This window comes from Aromatoleum evansii (assembly GCF_045689615.1).
In the GTDB taxonomy this organism is placed as follows: Bacteria; Pseudomonadota; Gammaproteobacteria; order Burkholderiales; family Rhodocyclaceae; genus Aromatoleum; species Aromatoleum evansii.
This window is the reverse complement of the sequence record NZ_CP141259.1, coordinates 5,252,774-5,272,097: the sequence shown is the minus strand read 5'-3', so window position 1 is coordinate 5,272,097 and position 19,324 is coordinate 5,252,774. Positions and strand designations below refer to the sequence as shown.

Annotated in this window: 14 protein-coding genes; 7 read left to right on the top strand and 7 right to left on the bottom strand. The window is 59.8% G+C overall.

The features are described from left to right. Positions 1-473 precede the first annotated feature (473 nt). The 3 genes from U5817_RS24665 to U5817_RS24655 form a co-directional block, all read right to left on the bottom strand. Positions 474-866 carry an antitoxin Xre/MbcA/ParS toxin-binding domain-containing protein gene (locus tag U5817_RS24665; RefSeq protein WP_407279182.1) on the bottom strand — a complete coding sequence of 131 codons (393 nt, stop codon included), beginning with the start codon at positions 864-866 and terminating at the stop codon, positions 474-476. 102 nt (positions 867-968) lie between these two features. Further along, the gene (locus U5817_RS24660; RefSeq protein ID WP_407279181.1) at positions 969-1,148 is read right to left on the bottom strand and encodes a hypothetical protein; all 180 of its coding nucleotides are present in this window, start codon (positions 1,146-1,148) and stop codon (positions 969-971) included. Between the two features lie 155 nt (positions 1,149-1,303). Next, positions 1,304-1,552, bottom strand: a complete 249-nt coding sequence (locus U5817_RS24655) for a helix-turn-helix domain-containing protein (protein WP_407279180.1) — start codon at positions 1,550-1,552, stop codon at positions 1,304-1,306. Between the two features lie 106 nt (positions 1,553-1,658). Between U5817_RS24655 and U5817_RS24650 the strand changes: the two genes are divergently transcribed. After that, positions 1,659-2,840, top strand: coding sequence for a hypothetical protein (locus U5817_RS24650; protein ID WP_407279179.1), 1,182 nt, complete (start codon positions 1,659-1,661; stop codon positions 2,838-2,840). Between the two features lie 298 nt (positions 2,841-3,138). Here U5817_RS24650 and istB read toward each other — a convergent pair whose 3' ends face one another. From istB to U5817_RS24635, 3 genes are all read right to left on the bottom strand, one after another. Then, positions 3,139-3,942, bottom strand: coding sequence for an IS21-like element helper ATPase IstB (istB, locus tag U5817_RS24645; protein ID WP_407279178.1), 804 nt, complete (start codon positions 3,940-3,942; stop codon positions 3,139-3,141). Next, positions 3,935-5,425: an IS21 family transposase gene (gene istA, locus U5817_RS24640; RefSeq protein WP_407279177.1), complete on the bottom strand. Its 1,491-nt coding sequence runs from the start codon at positions 5,423-5,425 to the stop codon at positions 3,935-3,937. Before istA ends, istB begins: the two co-directional genes overlap by 8 nt. 84 nt (positions 5,426-5,509) lie before the next feature. Then, entirely contained in the window at positions 5,510-6,202 is a 693-nt protein-coding gene (locus U5817_RS24635; protein WP_407279176.1) for a hypothetical protein, read from the bottom strand. Positions 6,203-6,739: 537 nt separating this feature from the next. Between U5817_RS24635 and U5817_RS24630 the strand changes: the two genes are divergently transcribed. From U5817_RS24630 to U5817_RS24610, 5 genes are read left to right on the top strand one after another with little or no spacing between them, the layout of a single operon-like run. Next, a complete protein-coding gene (locus U5817_RS24630; protein ID WP_407279175.1) occupies positions 6,740-7,534 on the top strand; it encodes a hypothetical protein in 795 nt (264 codons plus the stop codon). Further along, on the top strand, positions 7,531-10,002 hold the full coding sequence (locus U5817_RS24625; protein WP_407279174.1) for an N-6 DNA methylase: 2,472 nt from the start codon (positions 7,531-7,533) through the stop codon (positions 10,000-10,002). Before U5817_RS24630 ends, U5817_RS24625 begins: the two co-directional genes overlap by 4 nt. Beyond that, entirely contained in the window at positions 10,002-11,264 is a 1,263-nt protein-coding gene (locus U5817_RS24620; protein WP_407279173.1) for a restriction endonuclease subunit S, read from the top strand. The genes U5817_RS24625 and U5817_RS24620 overlap by 1 nt, the downstream gene beginning before the upstream one ends. 8 nt (positions 11,265-11,272) lie before the next feature. Beyond that, positions 11,273-14,224 carry a type I restriction endonuclease subunit R gene (locus U5817_RS24615; protein ID WP_407279172.1) on the top strand — a complete coding sequence of 984 codons (2,952 nt, stop codon included), beginning with the start codon at positions 11,273-11,275 and terminating at the stop codon, positions 14,222-14,224. An 11-nt stretch (positions 14,225-14,235) separates the two neighbouring features. Beyond that, positions 14,236-15,564 (top strand): ATP-binding protein, encoded by a 1,329-nt coding sequence (locus tag U5817_RS24610; RefSeq protein WP_407279171.1) that lies wholly within the window; start codon positions 14,236-14,238, stop codon positions 15,562-15,564. 132 nt (positions 15,565-15,696) lie between these two features. On the opposite strand, the gene U5817_RS24605 is transcribed toward U5817_RS24610, so the two are convergent. Next, positions 15,697-17,334 carry an ABC-F family ATPase gene (locus U5817_RS24605; protein ID WP_407279170.1) on the bottom strand — a complete coding sequence of 546 codons (1,638 nt, stop codon included), beginning with the start codon at positions 17,332-17,334 and terminating at the stop codon, positions 15,697-15,699. 287 nt (positions 17,335-17,621) lie between these two features. Here U5817_RS24605 and U5817_RS24600 point away from each other — a divergent pair, with 287 nt between their 5' ends. Then, a complete protein-coding gene (locus tag U5817_RS24600; protein WP_407279169.1) occupies positions 17,622-19,298 on the top strand; it encodes a diguanylate cyclase domain-containing protein in 1,677 nt (558 codons plus the stop codon). Positions 19,299-19,324 lie beyond the last annotated feature (26 nt).

Genomic DNA, 19,324 nt, shown 5'->3' with positions numbered 1-19,324 from the left:
GGAAGACATCCATGAAACCGAAGCCACTCGTTGCGGACTTGCCGTTTGAGGCGATCATTTGCATTGCCCGCGATGCAACGCAAAAGGCTCCCCGTGACGCGGTAGCAGCGGGACGCAGTGTGGCTGGTTGGAAGGATGGTCACATCGAGCTGTTTGGCCCCGGAGCGCGTCCGTTGTCCTCCCCGCGACCCGATCCGGAGGAGCCCTCCGAACGCTAAGCTATTGTATGGTCCGTTGTGCCAAACCGGCTGCTAGCGACGAACGGGCCTCGCGTGGGGTGTGTTGGAAGCTCGCCGACGTGATCAAGAAAAATCTGTAAACAAAGCACTACGTTAAGCGCCCGCCCAGAGCTCAAGCGTACGCGGCCGTGCAGGACCGGGCTGCGGCACAACGAACCACACAATAGCGGGGTCGCGCCGAGAGCCGGGCACTCAACCTCGGCGGGGGCCGATCCGCGATCATCCGTGACACACCTACGCGTAGGCGCCGGATTGCATTTGCGACAGCAGTCGTTCGAGCACCCGGAATCCCTCGAGCGTGTCGGTGAGGGCTGCAGGATGTCGACCGCCCAAGGCGGGACAGGGGCTGGCGAGCCAGTCGCCGATCCAACGGGGTGCGTCGAAGGCCTTGTCCTGACCAGTGGCCCTCACCATGTCATCCACGGCCTCAACCAATCGAAGAAAGGCCAGGATGCGTTCGCTTTGCTCGGTCGTGAGCCGGTTGCCCTTCATGACCGCGCCGACGGGGGAGTGGCGCCCGAGCTGCAGTAGTTCGATCAGCTCGGACACCGAGTGGCCCATCGCCTTGGCGACCTCGATGAGGACAAGGGATTCGATCCCAGCACGCAAGGCCTCGATCCTGTCCATCGGATCCATCCGGATCAGAGTCTGCAGGTCGGTCGCGTGTCGCTTCCGATTACTCTCCCGGTGCGACGCGTTGGTCGTAGACATAGGAGACTGTAGTCTGGGTTACGGCTCACGGAAGACCGGATACCTACCCTTGTCGTTGCGCCGTTTCGCCGCGGCCTCAAGTTGAGCGCGATCTTCGGCCGTAATTACTGGCACCCGTTTGCACGACAGCGCAAACACCCGCCCTTTCGGCGCGTCAGGGGCTTTCCGTTTGGCGATCTTGGCAATGCTGAGTTTCATTGAGCGGATCCCATTCAAAGTCTAGTCCCACGAAGATGGTAACAGGCTTCTCTGCAGGTGCCGATTCTCATGCGCCTCATTTGGGAGCTTGGGAGCGTAGCACTATCCGCGAGCATGGTGCCGACGAGTACGGGTCCGGCAATGCTCAAGTGGTATTAGCCGCGCTCTGTGCTGAACTTCAGTAGTTCCGACGGCGGACACTCAAGCGCTTCTGCCAATCGCACGATGTTCAACAGGGCAATGTTGCGTTGCCCGCGCTCGACCCCTCCCAAATAGCTCCGGGCCAGTCCGCTTTCGAGCGCAAGCTGTTCCTGTGACAGGCCTCGCGCCTTGCGTAGTGTCGCCACCCTCCGTCCAAACAGGACGCGGGGGTCGCGAGAAAGCGGGGCAACGGTCGAAGGCATCGGCCGATGCTAGAAAGTCGTGCACTATCGGGCCACGCTCTATGAGTGACAATGACGCATTGGTGGCCTATAGTTGCGTTCGCTTTTTCGTCTCCTGCTGCACGACATGAAGTTTGTGATTGACCCTCGGCTCTCCCATCTCGACGAGGCAGAGCTTGCTGCCCTTGCTGAGCGCTACTTCGTCGGCGAACGTGTGGGCGATTTGGTGCGGGAGTATCGGCTTCAGTGCACACCGAATCAGTTATATCGGCTGATTCCACCTAGGATTCTTCTTGATCACAACTGTGAGGCCTGCGGTGCCCCATTAATTCAGGTGCGACGCGCGGCTGGGGCTTTGAGTCTTGGATTGGATGCCACACGCTGTTCCGCGTGTCGTCACCGTGTGAACGGTTCTTGTCGATGCGATGCCTGCGAAGCGAAGAAGCGGCAGCGCGTACAAGCGGAAATCACACGGCAACGCGCGGAGGTCGAAGCGTATTGCAGAGGTCGGTGGGATTACCGCGAGGTCCAGCATAACCCCGAAGATCTTTCGGTCAATACCGCCGTGGCACTGCTTGCGCTGGTGCGAAGCGGTGGCTGGCTGTCCGATACGAGCGTGGGGCGCATCGACGCGTCAGGGATTCCGTTTGCGCCCGAGGGACCCTTGGGAGACAACCTTCTCGCGACGTTGGTGTCATCGGGGCTGGTTGCGCCTGCACTGGATTCGCCCATGGATGCATTTGAGACCACAAGTACTTCGATGCAGGTATTCACGGATAGGGTTCACTGGCGCATCTTGGCAGCGTCGCCCATGTTGCTGGTACGGCAACTTGAGCAGCTTTGCAAATTCGGAGAGTGGCCGGATGCTTGGGACAACGACATAGCAGAGTTGCAGTTGGCCCTTGCTGTTGCCGAGTGCCGTGAGTTTGCGGATTTTTGCCTGACGGAACGCGGATTGCCTGCGGTCGGACACCATGCTGCCGAAGTTTTGTTCAAGAACCTGCTCACCGACTTTGCCGTGTCGCAGTGCTTTCGAATCATCTGGTCGGGGGCGATGGCCAGCGTCGATTTCATCGCCCGCACAGGTTCCAGCCGTCGTCATGCAAGCAACTTCTTTGTAGGGGCTTGCCAGCGTTGGGCTGACAGAGCTCGAACCGATGGATGGATCATCAAACCCGGCTTTCGAAACGGACGGCGCCCGCGCTCACAACTTAGCCATGTCCTGAATGACGTATTCTTCGGAATCGGCGAACGGGGTTTCAACGAGCCCTTGCGCGCATTTTCGATGAATTTGCAACATCTAACCTAATCGGACAAATTCAGAATAGGCGCCCTCGGCTGAAGTTCGTCAAGTCGTGCCTGTGCATCGGCCAGCCGCTCGGTCAATTCAACGATCCGTAGACCGGCTGTCGGCGCGCATCCAATATTACCCAGCCGTGCGCGTTGAATTTTACCCAGGGACTTTAGCCACGCGTCATTGCGCGGACTGCTTTTCAGTGTAGCCCAACGGATCGGTTTTTCGGTTCCGCTGGTCGGTCTGTCGGAATGCGCAGAGGGAACCCGTGCAGGGCGTAGCCCGGAGCGGGTTCCCTCTGCGCGGCGACCGATCAGAAGGGTTCATCCTCCGTCACAGCGATCTTTCCCCGTTTGATCTGCTCGCGCGCCGCGATGCGCGACTTCGCATCGGCCGTGCTTTGGCGGAAGCGATAGGACTCGTTGCCGGTCTCGACGATGTGGCAGTGGTGCGTGATCCGGTCGAGCAGCGCCGTGGTCATCTTCGCGTCACCGAACACGGTCGCCCATTCGCCGAAGGTCAGGTTGGTCGTGATCATCACGCTGGTGTGCTCGTAGAGCTTCGAGAGCAGGTGGAAGAGCAATGCCCCGCCCGACTGGCTGAAGGGCAAATATCCGAGCTCGTCGAGAATCACCAAATCCATGCGCAGCAAGGAGAAGGCGAGTCGGCCCGCCTTGCCGGCGGCCTTCTCCTGTTCGAGCAGATTCACGAGATCGACGGTGGAATAGAAGCGCACCCGCTTGCCGTGACGAGTGATGCCGGAGACCCCGAGCGCCGTCGCCAGGTGCGACTTCCCGGTACCCGTTCCGCCGATGAACACGGCGTTGTGGGCGGCTTCGGTGAAGGACAGCGTGGCCAGTTCGTGGATCAGTTCGCGATCGACTTTGGACTGCTCGAAGTCGAAGCCGGCAAGATCCCGGTGCACCGGGAACTTCGCCGCGTGCAGCTGGTAGGCGATGGAGCGCACGTGCCGGTCGGCATCCTCGGCCTGCAGCAGATGTTCGAGAAGCCAGCGCGAACTCTGCGCGGCCGTCTCCCCTTGAGCAGTCAGGTCAGCCCACGCGTCGGCCATGCCGTACAGGCGCAGGCTCTTGAGTTCGGCGATCAGGTCACGCATGGCTCGCCTCCCCACACAGGCGGTCGTAGCGTTGCGGATCGGCTACCGGCGCCTCGCTCACGGTGAGCGCCGTCGCGACCTGCTCCGGTGGCGGTGTGGACTTGAGTCGGTTGAGTACGTTCTCGACGTGTTCGGGGCTCGGGCGCCCCGATTCGAGCACCACCTCGATGGCCATCAGCACCGTCTCCAAGCCGTGCGCAGGGACGGCGGCAAGCACTTTGGCCATGAGGCGGTCGCCGCCCTCGCGCTTGAGGAGCAAGGCGCGCAGCCGCTGCAGCGGCTCGGGCATGTCGGCGAAGGGGGCGCCGTTGCGCAGCGCCCCGGGCTTGCGCTCGATCAGCGGCAGGTAGTGCTGCCAGTCGTAGCGGGCCTCGTTGCGGCCGAAGCTGCGCACGTGGCTCGCTACCACCGCATCGTGGGCGACGAGGTCGATGCGCTCCGGGTAGACGCGGATGCCCACCACCTGCCCCACCAGTTCGCAGGGCGCCGAGTAGCGACAGCGATCGAAGCTCACGAGGCAGGTGCTCGACACCTTGCCGACGGTTTCCACGTAGCCGTCGAAGGGCACGATCATCGGCATCAGTTGCGGCCGTTCCTGTTCGAGCATCTCGGCCAGCGTGAGGTCGTAGTCGGGATGCTTGAGTTCCTGCCACAGACTGCGGCAGCGCCCCAGCAGCCACAGGTTCAGTTCCGTGAAGGAGCCGAAGCGCACCGCCGCCGCGTCCTGCCAGATGCGGCGCCGGCTGTCCTGCACGTTCTTCTCGACAACGCCCTTCTCCCATCCCGCAGCAACGTTGCAGAAGTCCGGGTCGAAGAGGTAGTGCGAGGCCATCGCCGCGAAGCGCGTATTGACCACGCGTGCCTTGCCCTTCTTCACGCGATCGACGGCGGTCTTCATATTGTCGTAGATGCCGCGCCGGGCAATTCCGCCCAGGGTCGCGAACGCCCGCGCATGCGCGTCGAAGAGCATCTCGTGGCTCTGCGTCGGGTAGGCCTGGACGACAAAGGCGCGGCTGTAGCACAGCTTCAGATGCGCGACGAGGATCTTGCGCCACACCCCGCCGATCACGAGGTGTTCCTCGCTCCAGTCGAACTGGTGGGCCTCGCCCGCTTCGAACTGCAGCGGCACGAAGGCCTTGGTGACCGCGGTGCCACCTTGCGCACGCCAGCGCCGGATGAATTCGGTGACGCGGCTATAGTCGCCGTCAAACCCCTGCGCCTGCAATTCGGTGAAAAGCTTGAGGGCGCTGCGCCGATCCCGCACCGGCCGTCGCCCATCGATCTCGAGCATCTTCACCAGTTGCGCCGCATACGGCGTGATCTTGGTGTCGCCGCCGCAGCGCCGATACTTCGGCTCCAGCCCCTCGGGCGCCTGCAGCCACTTGCGGATCGTCTTGCGCGTGAGCCCCGTGCGCCGCTCGATCTCCGACAGCGACTGCCCCTCGCGGTAGTACAACCGCCTTACCTTACCCAGCATGTTCATGGTCATCATCTCCTCGGTTCCCCGCTTCACAACGGAAGCGGCGGAGGTTAATGACCCTGGGTAATTTTCAGCGTGCACACCCCGCTAAAACTGGGTAGTTTTCATCGCGCGCCAACAAGACACATCTGGATCACGCGCAGCATCCTCCAGTGCTTTAACGCGTAGCGTCCTGATCGTGCCGATCCGCGCTCCAGTGAAGAAGCCGACCATCAGCATCAGGTGTAGCTCTTCGGAGCAATTCTCCTTGGCGAATTGCAGCAGCTCGGACATGTGCTGACGCGAGATCGGCAGCAGTCCGTCTTCCAGTCGTAGGCCGGGACGTGCACGATTTGGGATGGAGAGATCGGTCGTCAAACGATTCATCGTGCGCTCGAACCCAGCGGTATCGAAATAGCGCACGACCACTGCCTTGTCCTGCCACTTGGGCGCGTCCCTACTGATGAATTGGCGACCCGCCGCGTAACGGTAGAAGCGGATTACAGCGCGCATGCGGGCCGTGGTCGTCGAGGGACGTAAGTAGCCATGATCACGGGAATCGACCAACTCACCCCGGTAGCGCACCAGCACCCGCTCCGCCTTCGTTTGCGGAAAGTGCCGCCAGTCAATCTGCTCCCGCTCCAGCCAGTTTGCGTACTTGTGAAGATGCTCCATGAGGCGGGTTAGCGTCTCGATCTTCACCTCCCGATTGCGCGCCACTTCTAGCGAGAACAGATTGGCTTCGGGCCACGGCTGCCCGTCATCCCAAAAGATCTGGGGCAAGCGATCGACCGTGCGCACGGACGGCTCCTTTACCCACTCGATGGATCCAGAGGATATGACAGGCCGCTTCGGGCGGTATCGGATGTACTCAAGTCGCGCCATCAGTTCGAGTCCTCGTCATGTGCGCCGTGATTCTTACTCGGGTCGGCGGAGTTGTCAGGCGGTACCCCACGGCTACCACCAGTGGGATCTCCTTCTTGGCTTTGGCTGCCGGTCTCGCGCAACCGACTTAGCCAGCGTGCGATGTCTACAGCGAACGCAAATCGACCGCGGCGATGAGGAATGTGAATAGTCGGTACAGGCAGGCATCCGCGCTTCGCTGCCTGCCGAAACGCCTCGCTGCTCGCGTAGCCCAAGAGGCGCCGCAGATTGGCTCCCCCGACGAGATGCCCATACCGTGTGATGAGATCGGCCTCGAGTGCCAGTTCAACTCGATTCTTTGCAGTGTCAGTCACGGCCTGTTTGCCCTCGTCACGCATCGGCGGCGAGTATCGGGACAGCCACTGCTGGCGTCCATGTGGCACCATCTCTACTAATGTCGTGACACTAACTGCAATGGCATACAAAGACAGCGTAAGAAGAAAGCCTCCCCGCCACCCCGTCGAGTCGTTCCGGGTCAAGGCGTGGTTCAACGCCGTGGCGGTGCGTTCGGGAAAGACGGCTTATGCGTTGGAGCTGGAGTTCGCCCGGCCCGAAAGCATCGTGCGGTTCGAGGAGGGCACGGTGCAGCGCCCAAGCCTCTGGGATAAGTACGCGCGCGGCGAGGTTACCCCGGGAAGGGACAGGCTCACCCTGGACGACCAGAAGCCGAACCTGGTTGACCGGGTGGAAGACCGCTATCCCGGATCGGCATACTGGCTCAGGCACCCGTTCTGGGCTGCGCTTCAACTGGCGATGGCGCCGATGAAACACTCCACTCCGCTGGAGACGGTGAGCGGGTGGATGGGGAAGTTGCCTGGCGAGGCCGCGGCCGCGCTCTTCGCTGATGCTCCGCCGCAGGCAGGGACGCCGTTCCGGCGCCGTGCGGTCGATTTTCATTGCCTCGACCGACTATCCGATCTTGGGACCTTTGATGGCGCTGCAGCGCTGATGCTGCTGCTGCGCGAGGCGATGTTGTTTCAGGATGCGGAGCGCTACGAGAGGCTTCTCCAGGAAATGCACCATTATGATTCCTGGTTTGCTACGTGGCCGGAAACAGCGCCGTTCCATCGCGAGCTCCTCAACTATCTTGACGCTCGCTTCGGTCGGATGTTGCTCCCGGATGGGCGCGTAGGCTGGAAGCATCTCCGGCGTGACTGGACGCTCCACCAGGAGAACTGGTGGAAGATGCGTCCGCTGCCGCCTGAATGAAACCGCCCGAATGCTCATCCGAACCGGTAACTGGTAAGAAGGCACGACATTCATGCCCGTGGCGTCCGGGCTCCCATTTCATCACGGGCCGCTGCCCAGAGAAGATTTCAAGGCATATGGATCACTCAGTACACAACAAGATCGTCAGCTTCATCTGGTCAATCGCTGACGACTGCCTCAGGGATGTTTTCGTGCGCGGCAAGTACCGCGATGTCATCCTGCCGATGTTCGTCCTGCGCCGTCTGGACTGCCTGCTGGAGCCCAGCAAGGAAGCGGTGCTCGAAGAGGTCCGCTTCCAGCGTGAAGACGCGGAAATGGCCGACCTCGATCCGCATGGACTGCGTGAAGCATCGGGCTACGTGTTCTACAACACCTCCCGCTTCACCCTGAAGTCGCTGCTGGGCAACCCGTCGCAGCTGGAAGCCAACCTCAAGAACTACCTCGATGGCTTCTCGGACAACGTGAAGGAGATCGTCGAGAAGTTCGACCTGCGCAACCAAATTCGCAAGATGGCGCAGTCGGACGTGCTGCATGACGTGATCGAGAAGTTCGTTTCCGAGGAGATCAACCTCAGCCCCAACGACCGTAAGGGCCCGGATGGGCGCACCCAGCCGGGACTGTCCAACTTGGGCATGGGCTACGTCTTCGAGGAACTGATCCGCAAGTTCAACGAAGAAAACAACGAAGAGGCCGGTGAGCACTTCACGCCCCGCGAAGTAATCAAGCTCATGACCAATCTGGTCTTCATTCCGGTCAGGGATCAACTTCCCAACCCGCTGACCATCTACGACCCGGCCTGCGGTAGCGGCGGCATGCTCACCGAGTCGCAGGACTTCATCACCGACCCCGAAGGCGAGATCAAGGCCAAGGTGGGCGTGTTCCTCTACGGCAAGGAGGTGAACCCGGAGACCTACGCCATCTGTAAGTCCGACATGATGATCAAGGGCAACGACCCGGAAAACATCAAGTTCGGCTCCACGCTGGCGACCGACGATTTCTCGGGCACGCGCTTCGACTTCATGCTGACGAACCCGCCCTACGGCAAGAGCTGGAAGAGCGACCAGAAGAGCATCGTCGATGGCAAGGACGTGATCGATCATCGTTTCCAGGTCAATCTGTCCGATTACACCGGCGAGATTCACGACTTCTATCCTGCCATCCCACGTTCGTCTGACGGCCAGCTCCTGTTCATGATGGAGATGGTCAACAAGATGAAGCGGCGCAGCGACAGCCCGATGGGCTCGCGCATCGCTTCCGTCCACAACGGTTCGGCCCTGTTTACCGGGGATGCAGGCAGCGGCGAGAGCAACATCCGCCGCCACATCATCGAGAACGACCACCTCGAAGCCATCATCCAGCTGCCGAACAACCTGTTCTACAACACCGGCATCACCACCTACGTTTGGGTCCTTTCCAACCACAAGGCCGACAAGCGTAAGGGTAAGGTGCAGCTGATCGACGCCAGCAACCTGTACCAGAAGCTGCGCAAGAATCTGGGCGAGAAGAACTGCGAGTTCACCGACGAGCACATCCATCAGATCACCCAGCTGTACCTGGAAATGCCGAACGGCGGCATTTCCAAAGTCTTCAACAACCGCGACTTCGGCTACTACAAGGTCACGGTGGAGCGCCCGCTGCGAGTGGCTGCGCAATTCAGCCCGGAGCGCATTGCCACGCTGCGTTTCACACCGGGCATGCAGGACATCATGGAGTGGGTGTATGGCAAGTACGGCGACGAGGTCTACACCAACCTGAAGGCGCATACGGAAGCAATCGAAGCGCACCTTGAGCGCGAAGAGATCGCCCTCTCGCCCAAGAACCGCAAGGAACTGCTGTCCGAGGCCACATGGCGTGAGCAACGCGACATCATGCAGGCCGCACAGCAACTGGCCGAGAAGATCGGCTGCGGCGAATTCCTCGACTTCAACCGCTTCGAGGGCATCGTCGATGACGCCCTCAAAGCGCTGGGCCTGAAGCTGACGGCACCCGCCCGCAAGCAAATTCTTAACGCCGTCAGCTGGCGCGACGAGCGGGCTGAGAAGGTCGTCAAAAAGGTCCACAAGCTCAATGCTGGCAAGCTGAATGAGTTGCTGAACCAGCTGGGTACAACCCGCGACAAGCTGGGCGACTATGGCTATATGGCGACACCAACCGGCGAGTACATCGAGTACGAGCCGGACAGTGAGTTGCGCGACACTGAGAATGTGCCGCTGGCGCTGGACTCCAGCCTGTCCGCATCCAGCGTGATCCACGACTACTTCATCCGCGAAGTGCGCCCCCATGTGGATGAGGCCTGGATCGCCATCGACAAGACCGTGATCGGCTACGAGATCAGCTTCAACAAGTATTTCTACCAGCACAAGCCGTTGCGCAGCCTGGAAGAAGTCACGGCGGAAATCCTAGCGCTGGAAGCTGAGACCGATGGCCTGCTCAAGCAACTGGTGAGCTTTGTTGAGGGCGCGAAGTAATGCAGGGCTACGAGAGCTACAAGCCTAGTGGCATTCCTTGGGTAGGTGACATTCCGTCTCACTGGGGGATCAAAAAAAATAAATTTCTTTTCAGCGAGCGTAAAGCCGTCGTGGGGAAAGACGCGCCCAAGTTCAAGCTCCTGTCGCTGACGCTGCAAGGTGTGATTCTCCGTGACATGGAAAATCCGAAAGGCAAGTTTCCGGCCGAGTTCGACACCTATAAGCAGGTCTCCCCTGACGATTTGGTCTTCTGTCTTTTTGACGTCGAGGAGACTCCCAGAACAGTTGGCCTTGCAAAACATTACGGAATGATCACAGGGGCATATACCGTTACGCGATGCAATGAAAATGTCTCCAGTGCCTTCTTATACTACTACTACCTCTCGCTGGACCAGGGAAAACGACTGCGTTCGCTGTATACCGGGCTACGGAACGTTATTACTCGGGACATATTCTTCAGCCTTGCAACACCATTTCCTCCTCGCGAGGAGCAAGACCGTATCGTTGCCTTCCTCGATCAGAAAGTTGGAGAGATCGATACAGCGATTGCAAAGAAAGAGCGGTTGATTGAGCTGCTGAAGGAGGAAAAATCCGTACTGATAAAAACAGCGGTTTTTGGCATGAATTCAGCAGAATGTAATCACGTTTCCGCTATTCCGTGGGTAGAAAAACTACCCCGGCACTGGGGGGCAAAAAGAGCGAAATACCTTTTCAGACAAAGCCGGTTGCCGGTAAAGCCATCTCATGAGGTGGTAACTGCATACCGTGATGGGGAAGTGACTTTACGCTCAAATCGGCGCCTAGATGGCTATACATTTGCGGTGCTCGAACAAGGCTATCAGGGCGTCAGACCAGGCCAGTTAGTCATTAATTCAATGGACGCTTTCGCCGGCGCTATTGGCGTTTCTGATTCAGAAGGGAAGTGCTCGCCAGAATACGTTGTCTGCGATGCAATTAACGATAGCGAGATATCGCCTTGTTTTGCTGCGCTTGTTTTAAGGCAAATGGCATTATCTGGTTACATCGAAGTTATTTGTTCTGCAGTCAGGCAGCGAGCCCTACGAATCCGATTTAATGACTTCGCGCCACTGTTGTTACCAGTGCCGCCGATAAACCAACAGCACGCGATCGTGAAGTTGGTGGAAGAAATTCAGGCGCATCATGAAGTATTAGTTCAGCAACTGCGTCGAGAAATCGAAAGCCTGAAGGAATTTCAAAGGGGAGTGGTAGCCAGGGTTGTTACAGGGCAAATCAGGGTCTAAGGAAGAATATGGTCAGCCAAACCAACGAAGCAGCGCTCGAAACGCACATCGAAAACGCCCTCGCCAAGGACGGCTACTGCATTGGCAATCCTGCTGACTTCGACAGAGAGTTTGCCATCGACGGCAAACTCTTCTGGCAGTTTCTTGAAACCACTCAGCCCAAGGAGTTGGCGAAACTGAAGGATCGCCCGAACTGGCAGCGCCTGCTGCTGGAGCGGCTGAACAAGAAGATCAAGAAGGACAGCGTACTGGCTATCCTTAAGAAGGGGCTGGACATCGATGATGCTCATTTCGATCTGCTCTACCGACTGCCCTACAACGACCTGAACCCGGAAGTCGTTGGCAACTTCGAGGCCAATGTCTTCAGTGTTACCCGGCAGGTGCATTACAGCGAATCAGACACCTTCAAGTCGGTGGACATGGTGCTTTTCGTCAACGGCTTGGCGATTGCGACGCTTGAGCTGAAAAACCCCTGGACCGGCCAGAACGTCCACAACGCCATCAAGCAGTACCGCACTGACCGGGACCCGCGTGAGCCATTGTTTGAATTTGGCCGCTGTCTGGTCCACTTTGCGCTGGACCCAGACGAGGCCTACATGTGTGCCCAGTTGGCCGGGATTGACAGCAATTTCTTGCCGTTCAACAAGGGCTTCAACTTCGGTAAGGGTAACCCGGTCAACCCGAAAGGCCACAAGACGGCCTACCTCTGGGAAGACATCCTGCCGCGCCGCAGCCTGACCAACATCATCGAGCAGTTCGCCAAGTTCACCGTCGAGAAGGACAAGAAGACGGGCAAGGAGCGCAAGGCGCTGTTCTTCCCCCGCTATCACCAGCTGGACGTAGTGCGTGGCATTCTGGCCGACGCCAAGCGTTACGGTGTTGGGCAGACCTACCTGATCCAGCATTCGGCGGGCTCGGGCAAGTCCAATTCGATCACATGGCTGGCCTACCAGTTGGTAGAGCTGTACGACACGGCAGGCACCGCCAACGTGTTCGATTCCGTGGTCGTCGTGACCGATCGCCGGGTACTGGACACCCAGCTTAAGGACAACATCAAGCTCTTCTCCGAAACCAAGAACATCGTCGCCCATGCCGAGAGCGCCGCTGAACTGAAGGCGCATCTGGAGCTGGGCAAGAAGATCATCATCACCACGGTGCAGAAATTCCCGTTCATCGTGGACGGCATTGATGATCTGACCGACCGCAACTTCGCCGTCATCATCGACGAGGCCCATTCTTCGCAGTCTGGCAGCGCTTCCGACAAGCTGAACATGACGCTGGGTGCGGAAGATGAGGAAGTGCCGGAAGACCTCCAGGACAAGGTTCTCGCGGCCATGAAGGGCCGCAAGATGAGCCAGAACGCCAGCTACTTTGCCTTCACCGCCACCCCGAAACCGGCCACGCTGGAGAAGTTCGGGCGGCAAGGCCCGGACGGGAAGTTCTACCCCTTCCACCTGTACTCCATGAAGCAGGCCATCGAGGAGAAATTCATCCTCGACGTGCTGGAGAAGTACACGACCTACAAGAGCTACTACGAAGTTCAGAAATCGGTCGAAGAAAACCCGCTGTTCGACACCGCCAAGGCGCAGAAGAAGCTCAAGGCCTTTGTCGAGGCTAGCCCCCGGACCATCGAGGTGAAGGCCAAGATCATGGTTGATCACTTCATGAGCAGTGTCTGGCAGGCGAAGAAGCTGAAGGGTAAGGCGAAAGCGATGGTCGTCACGCGCAACATCGAATGCGCGATCCGCTACTTCTTCGCCATCCGAACCGCCCTGCAGGAGGCCGACGCGCCATTCAAGGCGCTGGTGGCCTTCTCGGGCGAGAAAACCGTCGATGGCATCAAGTACACCGAGGATGGGCTGAATGGCATTTCTGCTCGTGACTTACCCGAGGAATTTGGGAAGGATGACTTCAAGATTCTGGTCGTGGCAAACAAGTACCTGACCGGCTTTGACGAACCCATACTGCACACCATGTACGTGGACAAGAAGCTGCAAGGGGTACTCGCGGTGCAGGCGCTTTCACGCCTGAACCGCTGCAACTGGAAGCTGGGTAAGACCGACACCTTCGTGCTCGACTTCTACAACACGGTGGACGACATCAAGGCCGCATTCGACCCGTTCTACACGGCAACGACCCTGAGCGAACCCACCGACGTCAACGTGCTGCACGACCTCAAGGATGTGCTGGATAACTTCGGCATTTACGACTGGTCGGAGGTGACGAGCTTCAACGAGAAGTTCTTTGCGAGCGCTGAAGCGGAGGAACTGCATCCGATCATCGATAACGTGGTGGCCCGCTTCGAGGCTGACCTCGACGATGAGCAGCGGATCGATTTCAAGATCAAGGCCAAGCAGTTCGTGAAGATTTACGCTCAGGTGGCGGCCATCATCCCGTTCAACAACGTGAATTGGGAAATGCTGCACTGGTTCCTGAAATTCCTGATCCCCAAGCTGAAGGTGAAGGACCCGGATCAGGACAAGCTGGATGAACTCCTGAACAGCATTGACCTTTCCACATACGGGCTCGAAAGGTCACGCCTTGAGGTGAAGATCGGCCTGGACGCTTCGGAAACCGAACTGGAACCCCAGAATCCGAACGTCCGTGGCGCCCATTTCGGCGACGGCGACAAAGACCCGCTCGACGAGATCGTTCGCGCCTTCAACGAGCGCCATTTCGCAGGCTGGGAAGCCACCCCGGAAGAGCAGCGCGTGAAGTTCATCAACATCGCCAAGCATGTGATGAGCCACGCGGACTACAAGGCCCAGGTCGAAGACAACCCGGATAGCCAGAACCGGCAGCTGGCGCTGGAGCGCCTGATCCAACAGGCGATCAGTGTCGAGCGGCGGCGGGAACTGGACCTCTACAAGCGGTATGCGTCGGATCCGGACTTCAAGCGGGCGTTTGATGCGAGCGTGTCGAGGCTTTTATCCGCTAAGTCGACAAGCTTGGTCATTTAAGGAAAATAAAATTGGCGAAGCCCCGAAGAACTGCTGATATTGCACAGTATGCAAGTGAGCCATTCTCCGATCAGAACTTGGCAACTATTTTCAGATTTCATCCTGAGAACCCCCATCGCTTGATAACTCGAGAGAGCGGTTGGATTGAATTCAAGCAGACGTTTTCTTGGGGGAATAGGGCTGAGTACGCAAAAACAATCGCTGCATTCGCAAATAGCCGGGGTGGTTACTTCGTATTTGGGGTAAAAGATCGGCCACGTGATGTAGTGGGTACTGATCTTGCCAAATGGGAGGCGACTGACCCGACAACGATTTCCGAGTTCCTAAACCAGTCACTTGGAGTTGAAATTGAGTGGGAGGGCCATGTCGTTGAAGTGCGGGGGCTAAAGGTCGTCGTATTGTACATACGAGAGGCTCGTCGTAAGCCGGTCATAGCCGCGCAGTCTCACAAGAGCCATTTGGTTGAAGGGGAAATTTACTATCGTTACCGAGGGCGTTCGCAGCGGATACGATATTCCGATCTTCAGAACCTTTTAGACGAGCAAAGAAGGGATGACCAAGCGGCCTGGCTGAGAGTATTCAGGCAAATTGCCAAGACGGGGATAGAAAACACTGCACTCATCGACTTGGCAACAGGCCACGGCCTCGGGCCCGGTTCAAAATTCTACATTGATCAGGAATCTCTTTCGCATCTCAAGTTTATTCGAGAGGGGCACTTTACAGAAAAAGGAGGAGCGCCTGCACTTCGACTAGTAGGAGTCGCAGCAATCGTTCCTGGCGCACTTATCCAGCCAGAGAGGAAGGTTCTGGTTGTTCGTAATATTCACCTTCCAGAAATCATTGAAGGATTTCTGAATCGAACCCAAGTCGAGAACCCTCTCCAGTTCATCAAGCAGGTCTGCTTTGAAACGTCAGCGTATCTGCCCATCTACTACTATGCGAACCTTGCTGGCATAGATACGCTTGAAAAGATCGCGAAAGTTGTTGAGGGTGTAAATACGACGTCCAGCAGTCGCAAGATTCTTTTGCAGAGGCTAGTGGGGCAAGACGATCTCTCAAGCCCTATTCCGGGAGCGAACAGCAGAGAAGCTGGCAAGCGTCGAAGAGAAAAACTTCAGGCCCTACTAAATTTGGAACTGAGCGGCGGCGATGACAGTGAGACTGTGTCATCAGCCCTAGAGGCAATACGTTGCCTTACCCTTGAGCAGATCGATGAGGGCTATTTAAACCCGTTGTTGCTACAGTGGTTTGGAAAATACTATACGCAAGAAGGTTTTCCGGATAGGTTTCGGAGGGCTATCGCCCATCTTGATCGCTTGCGGTATCGCCCTCCCGAATGAGTCACTAGACAAGTGCGGCGACATTGCGACATTTGTATCAACGAAAAAGCCAACCTCCATCGGTTGGCTTTTTCGTTCTGGGCGTGTTGTCGAAATGCTTGTATTGACTGTCCACACCAGTAGTTTATGTACTTATGCGCCCCCAGCCCCGAACACGTACGTAGCGAGGTACTCCTCGTAGGTACCGCGGTAGTCGACGATGGTGCCGTCGAGCTTGATCTCGATGATGCGGGTCGCCAGCGAGGACACGAACTCGCGGTCGTGCGAGATGAACACCAGCGTGCCGGTGAACTTTTCCAGGCCGGTGTTGAGCGACTCGATCGATTCCATGTCGAGGTGGTTGGTCGGCTCGTCCATCAGCAGCACGTTGGGGCGCGACAGCATCAGCTTGCCGAACAGCATGCGGCCTTGCTCGCCGCCCGAGATCACGTTTACGGGCTTGCGCACCTCGTCGCCGGAGAACAGCAGGCGGCCCAGCGTGCCGCGGATCAGCGTCTCGAGGTCCTCGCCGGTCGCGGCCGCGGTGACGCGCGCGTATTCCGAGATCCAGTCGGTGAGCTTCTCGGTGCCGGCGAAGTCGGCCGAGTGGTCCTGCGCGTAGTAGCCCGGCTTGGCCTTCTCGGCCCACTTGATGCTGCCCTTCTGCGGCTGCAGGTCGCCGACCAGCAGCTTCATCAGAGTGGTCTTGCCGACGCCGTTCTCGCCGATGACCGCGACCTTCTCGCCCGCCTCGATGGCGATCGAGAACTTGCCGATGAGCGGCTTCTCCATGCCTTCGTAGGCGAAGGACAGGTTCTCGACCTCGCACGCGAGGCGGTGCAGCTTGTCCTTGTCGTCGTAGTCGAAGCGGATCCAGGGGTACTGGCGGCTGGACGGCTTGACGTCCTCGGGCTTGAGCTTGTCGATGAGCTTGAGGCGGCTGGTGGCCTGCTTGGCCTTGGACTTGTTGGCCGAGAAGCGGCGCACGAATTCCTGCAGGTCCTGGATCTTTTCCTTTGCCCGGGCATTGGCGGCGCTCTGGCGCTCGCGTGCGAGGGTCGACGCCTCCATGTAGTCGTCGTAGTTGCCGGCGTACACGGTGATCGTGCCGTAGTCGAGGTCCGCCATGTGCGTGCACACCTGGTTCAGGAAGTGGCGGTCGTGCGAGATGATCACCATGGTGCTGTTGCGCTCGTTGAGCACGTCCTCGAGCCAGCGGATGGTGTTGATGTCGAGGTTGTTGGTCGGCTCGTCGAGCAGCAGGATGTCGGGGTTCGCGAACAGCGCCTGGCACAGCAGCACGCGCAGCTTCCAGCCCGGCGCGACGTTCTTCATCGGGCCGTTGTGCAGTTCCGTGCCGATGCCCACGCCCAGCAGCAGTTCGCCCGCGCGCGACTCGGCGGTGTAGCCGTCGTACTCGGCGAACTTGCCCTCGAGCTCGGCCGCGTGCATGTAGTCTTCCTCGGTCGCCTCGGGGTTCGCGTAGATCGCGTCCTTCTCCGCCATGCAGGCCCACATCTCCTCGTGGCCCATCATGACGACGTCGAGCACGCGCATGTCCTCGTAGCCGAACTGGTCCTGGCGCAGGTAGGCCATGCGCTCGTGCGGATCCTTCGAGACGTTGCCGGCACTCGATTCGAGCGCGCCGCACAGGATCTTCATGAAGGTCGACTTGCCCGCGCCGTTCGCGCCGATCAGGCCGTAGCGATTGCCTTCGCCGAACTTGACGGAGACATTCTCAAACAGGGGCTTGGCCCCGAACTGCATGGTGATGTTGGCGGCGACGAGCACGGCGGATCCTGATTTTCAGTTAAAACAAAGCTTTGCATTATAGCGCAGATGGGGCTAGGTCGCCGCGACGGATCCTTTTTGGGGCCGGGCACGCCGCTCGCCGCAGCGCCTGCGCCATGCCATGCGGGCGACGATGGCTTTGCGCAAATACTCTGCCAAATCAGTCGGATAGATACGACCTTTGCCATATATACGACATAAGCGGAGAGGAATAGAGTGCACTCACCGGCACTCATCCTGGGCCGGGGGCCGACGAGTCGGCGCGGCCGGTCGGGAGGGGAGGAATCGTGGACGGCGAGCAAGGGTCGCAGCTGCGCAGGGGCGACAATCCGCTTTACGCGGTGCTGCTGCTCGCGTGGGTGCTGTTCAGCGTATCCCTGTTCGCGCTGGTGTTGCGCGGAACATGGGAAGAGATCCGCACCGAGTTCCAGGCGGATGCCGAGGCGGACATCGAGCTGTTGCGCGACCGCCTGCGCACCAACGACGCCCTGCTGTCGGGATTCGCCGCATTTCTCGACGTGTTGGGCGCACCGGCGCGGGAGCAGATCGCCGGCTACGCGAGCCGCCTGCTGGGCGAGCATCCGCACATCTACATGCTCGAAGTGGTCGAGAAGGTGCCGGCGCATGCGCGGAATGATTTCGAGCGGGCGCTCGCCGCGCAAGCCGGCCCCGGTGCGCGGATCGGCACCTTCACCTACCAGGATGGAAGACGGTGGCAGCCCGTCGGGGAGAAGGCCGCCTATTTCCCGATCAGCTTCCGGTGGCCCGAAACGCCCGAGTCGCTGCCGGTGCTCGGGCTCGATCTCGATTCGGTGCCGCACCTGCGCGAGGCACTGCTGCGCGCCGAGGCGGGGCACGGAGCCGTGTCCACGCGCCCGTTCGCGCTCATCGAGGGGCCGCTCGCCTACGTGGTGATGAGGCGCACCGACACGGTGCGCTCCGTCATGCGGGTTCCGGGCGCCGAGCAGCGTTATGCATTGCTGGTGGTGAAGGCCGATTCGATGGTTCCCGGCCGTCGCAATCCGCGGACCGCGCATGTGCTGCGCATGCTGGGTGAGACGGGCCCGCAGGATCCGCCGTTGTACGCCGTCCTCGCCGCGCAGCCGATCGGTGCGCTGGAGCGCCGCCTGTTGCCGAAGTTCACCCTGAACGTCGAGGACGTCAGCACCTCGCAGCCCGTACGCCTGACCGTGACGCGCCAGTTGCGCTTCCGGGACATCCGCAGCGAGCCGCTGCTGCTGGCGATCGGTCTGGCCCTGTCAACGCTCGCCGTGCTGGTGCTGTACCTGCGTCGCCACCGTGCGGCGGTCGCGCGCGAGCGCGAGAGCCTGGATCGCGCGACCCACGGCGCGCTGCACGATCCGCTGACCGGCCTGCCCAATCGGCGCCTGTTCTACGATCGCGTCGGCCACGCGAGCGCCCACTGGCGGCGCACCGGCGAAGGGTTTGCGCTGTTCTTCGTCGATCTGGATCGTTTCAAGGAAGTGAACGACGGCCACGGTCATGACGTCGGCGACGCGGTGCTGGGCACGGTCGCCGGGCGCATGCGCGACAGCGTGCGCGAGACGGATACGGTGGCGCGCATCGCCGGCGACGAGTTCGTCGTGCTTCTGCCTGGCGTGACGGATCTTGCGACCGCCGAACCGATTGCCGCGAAGCTGCTCGGCGCCGTGGCGCAGCCGGTCGAACTGCGCGACGGGATTGTGGTGGAGATCACCGCCAGCCTGGGAGTGAGCGTTTGCCCCGAGCACGGCAGCGAGCCCGAGGTGCTGATTCGTCACGCGGATGCGGCGATGTACGGCGAGAAGCGGGCCGGGCGCACCGCGCCGGAAGGCACCGCGATGGCCGCTGAGGAGCATGCGGACCCGAGGGCGCCGCGCCTGCGCGTGGTCCGCAAGTTCGTGCGCGGGCAGGGAGGCGCCGTCATCGGGGGCGGCAGGAAGAAGGCTTCGCGCGGCGTTTGATCCCCGAGTTGCGGAACGTGGGCCGC

Coding starts and splice junctions, on each gene's coding strand:
- istB (WP_407279178.1), bottom strand. CDS start 3,942: ATGCGTGACCTGATCGCCGAACTCAAGAGCCTGCGCCTGTACGGCATG.
- U5817_RS24625 (WP_407279174.1), top strand. CDS start 7,531: ATGAAACCGCCCGAATGCTCATCCGAACCGGTAACTGGTAAGAAGGCA.
- U5817_RS24615 (WP_407279172.1), top strand. CDS start 11,273: ATGGTCAGCCAAACCAACGAAGCAGCGCTCGAAACGCACATCGAAAAC.
- istA (WP_407279177.1), bottom strand. CDS start 5,425: ATGAACATGCTGGGTAAGGTAAGGCGGTTGTACTACCGCGAGGGGCAG.
- U5817_RS24655 (WP_407279180.1), bottom strand. CDS start 1,552: ATGCCTTCGACCGTTGCCCCGCTTTCTCGCGACCCCCGCGTCCTGTTT.
- U5817_RS24660 (WP_407279181.1), bottom strand. CDS start 1,148: ATGAAACTCAGCATTGCCAAGATCGCCAAACGGAAAGCCCCTGACGCG.
- U5817_RS24665 (WP_407279182.1), bottom strand. CDS start 866: ATGGACAGGATCGAGGCCTTGCGTGCTGGGATCGAATCCCTTGTCCTC.
- U5817_RS24650 (WP_407279179.1), top strand. CDS start 1,659: ATGAAGTTTGTGATTGACCCTCGGCTCTCCCATCTCGACGAGGCAGAG.
- U5817_RS24620 (WP_407279173.1), top strand. CDS start 10,002: ATGCAGGGCTACGAGAGCTACAAGCCTAGTGGCATTCCTTGGGTAGGT.
- U5817_RS24630 (WP_407279175.1), top strand. CDS start 6,740: ATGGCATACAAAGACAGCGTAAGAAGAAAGCCTCCCCGCCACCCCGTC.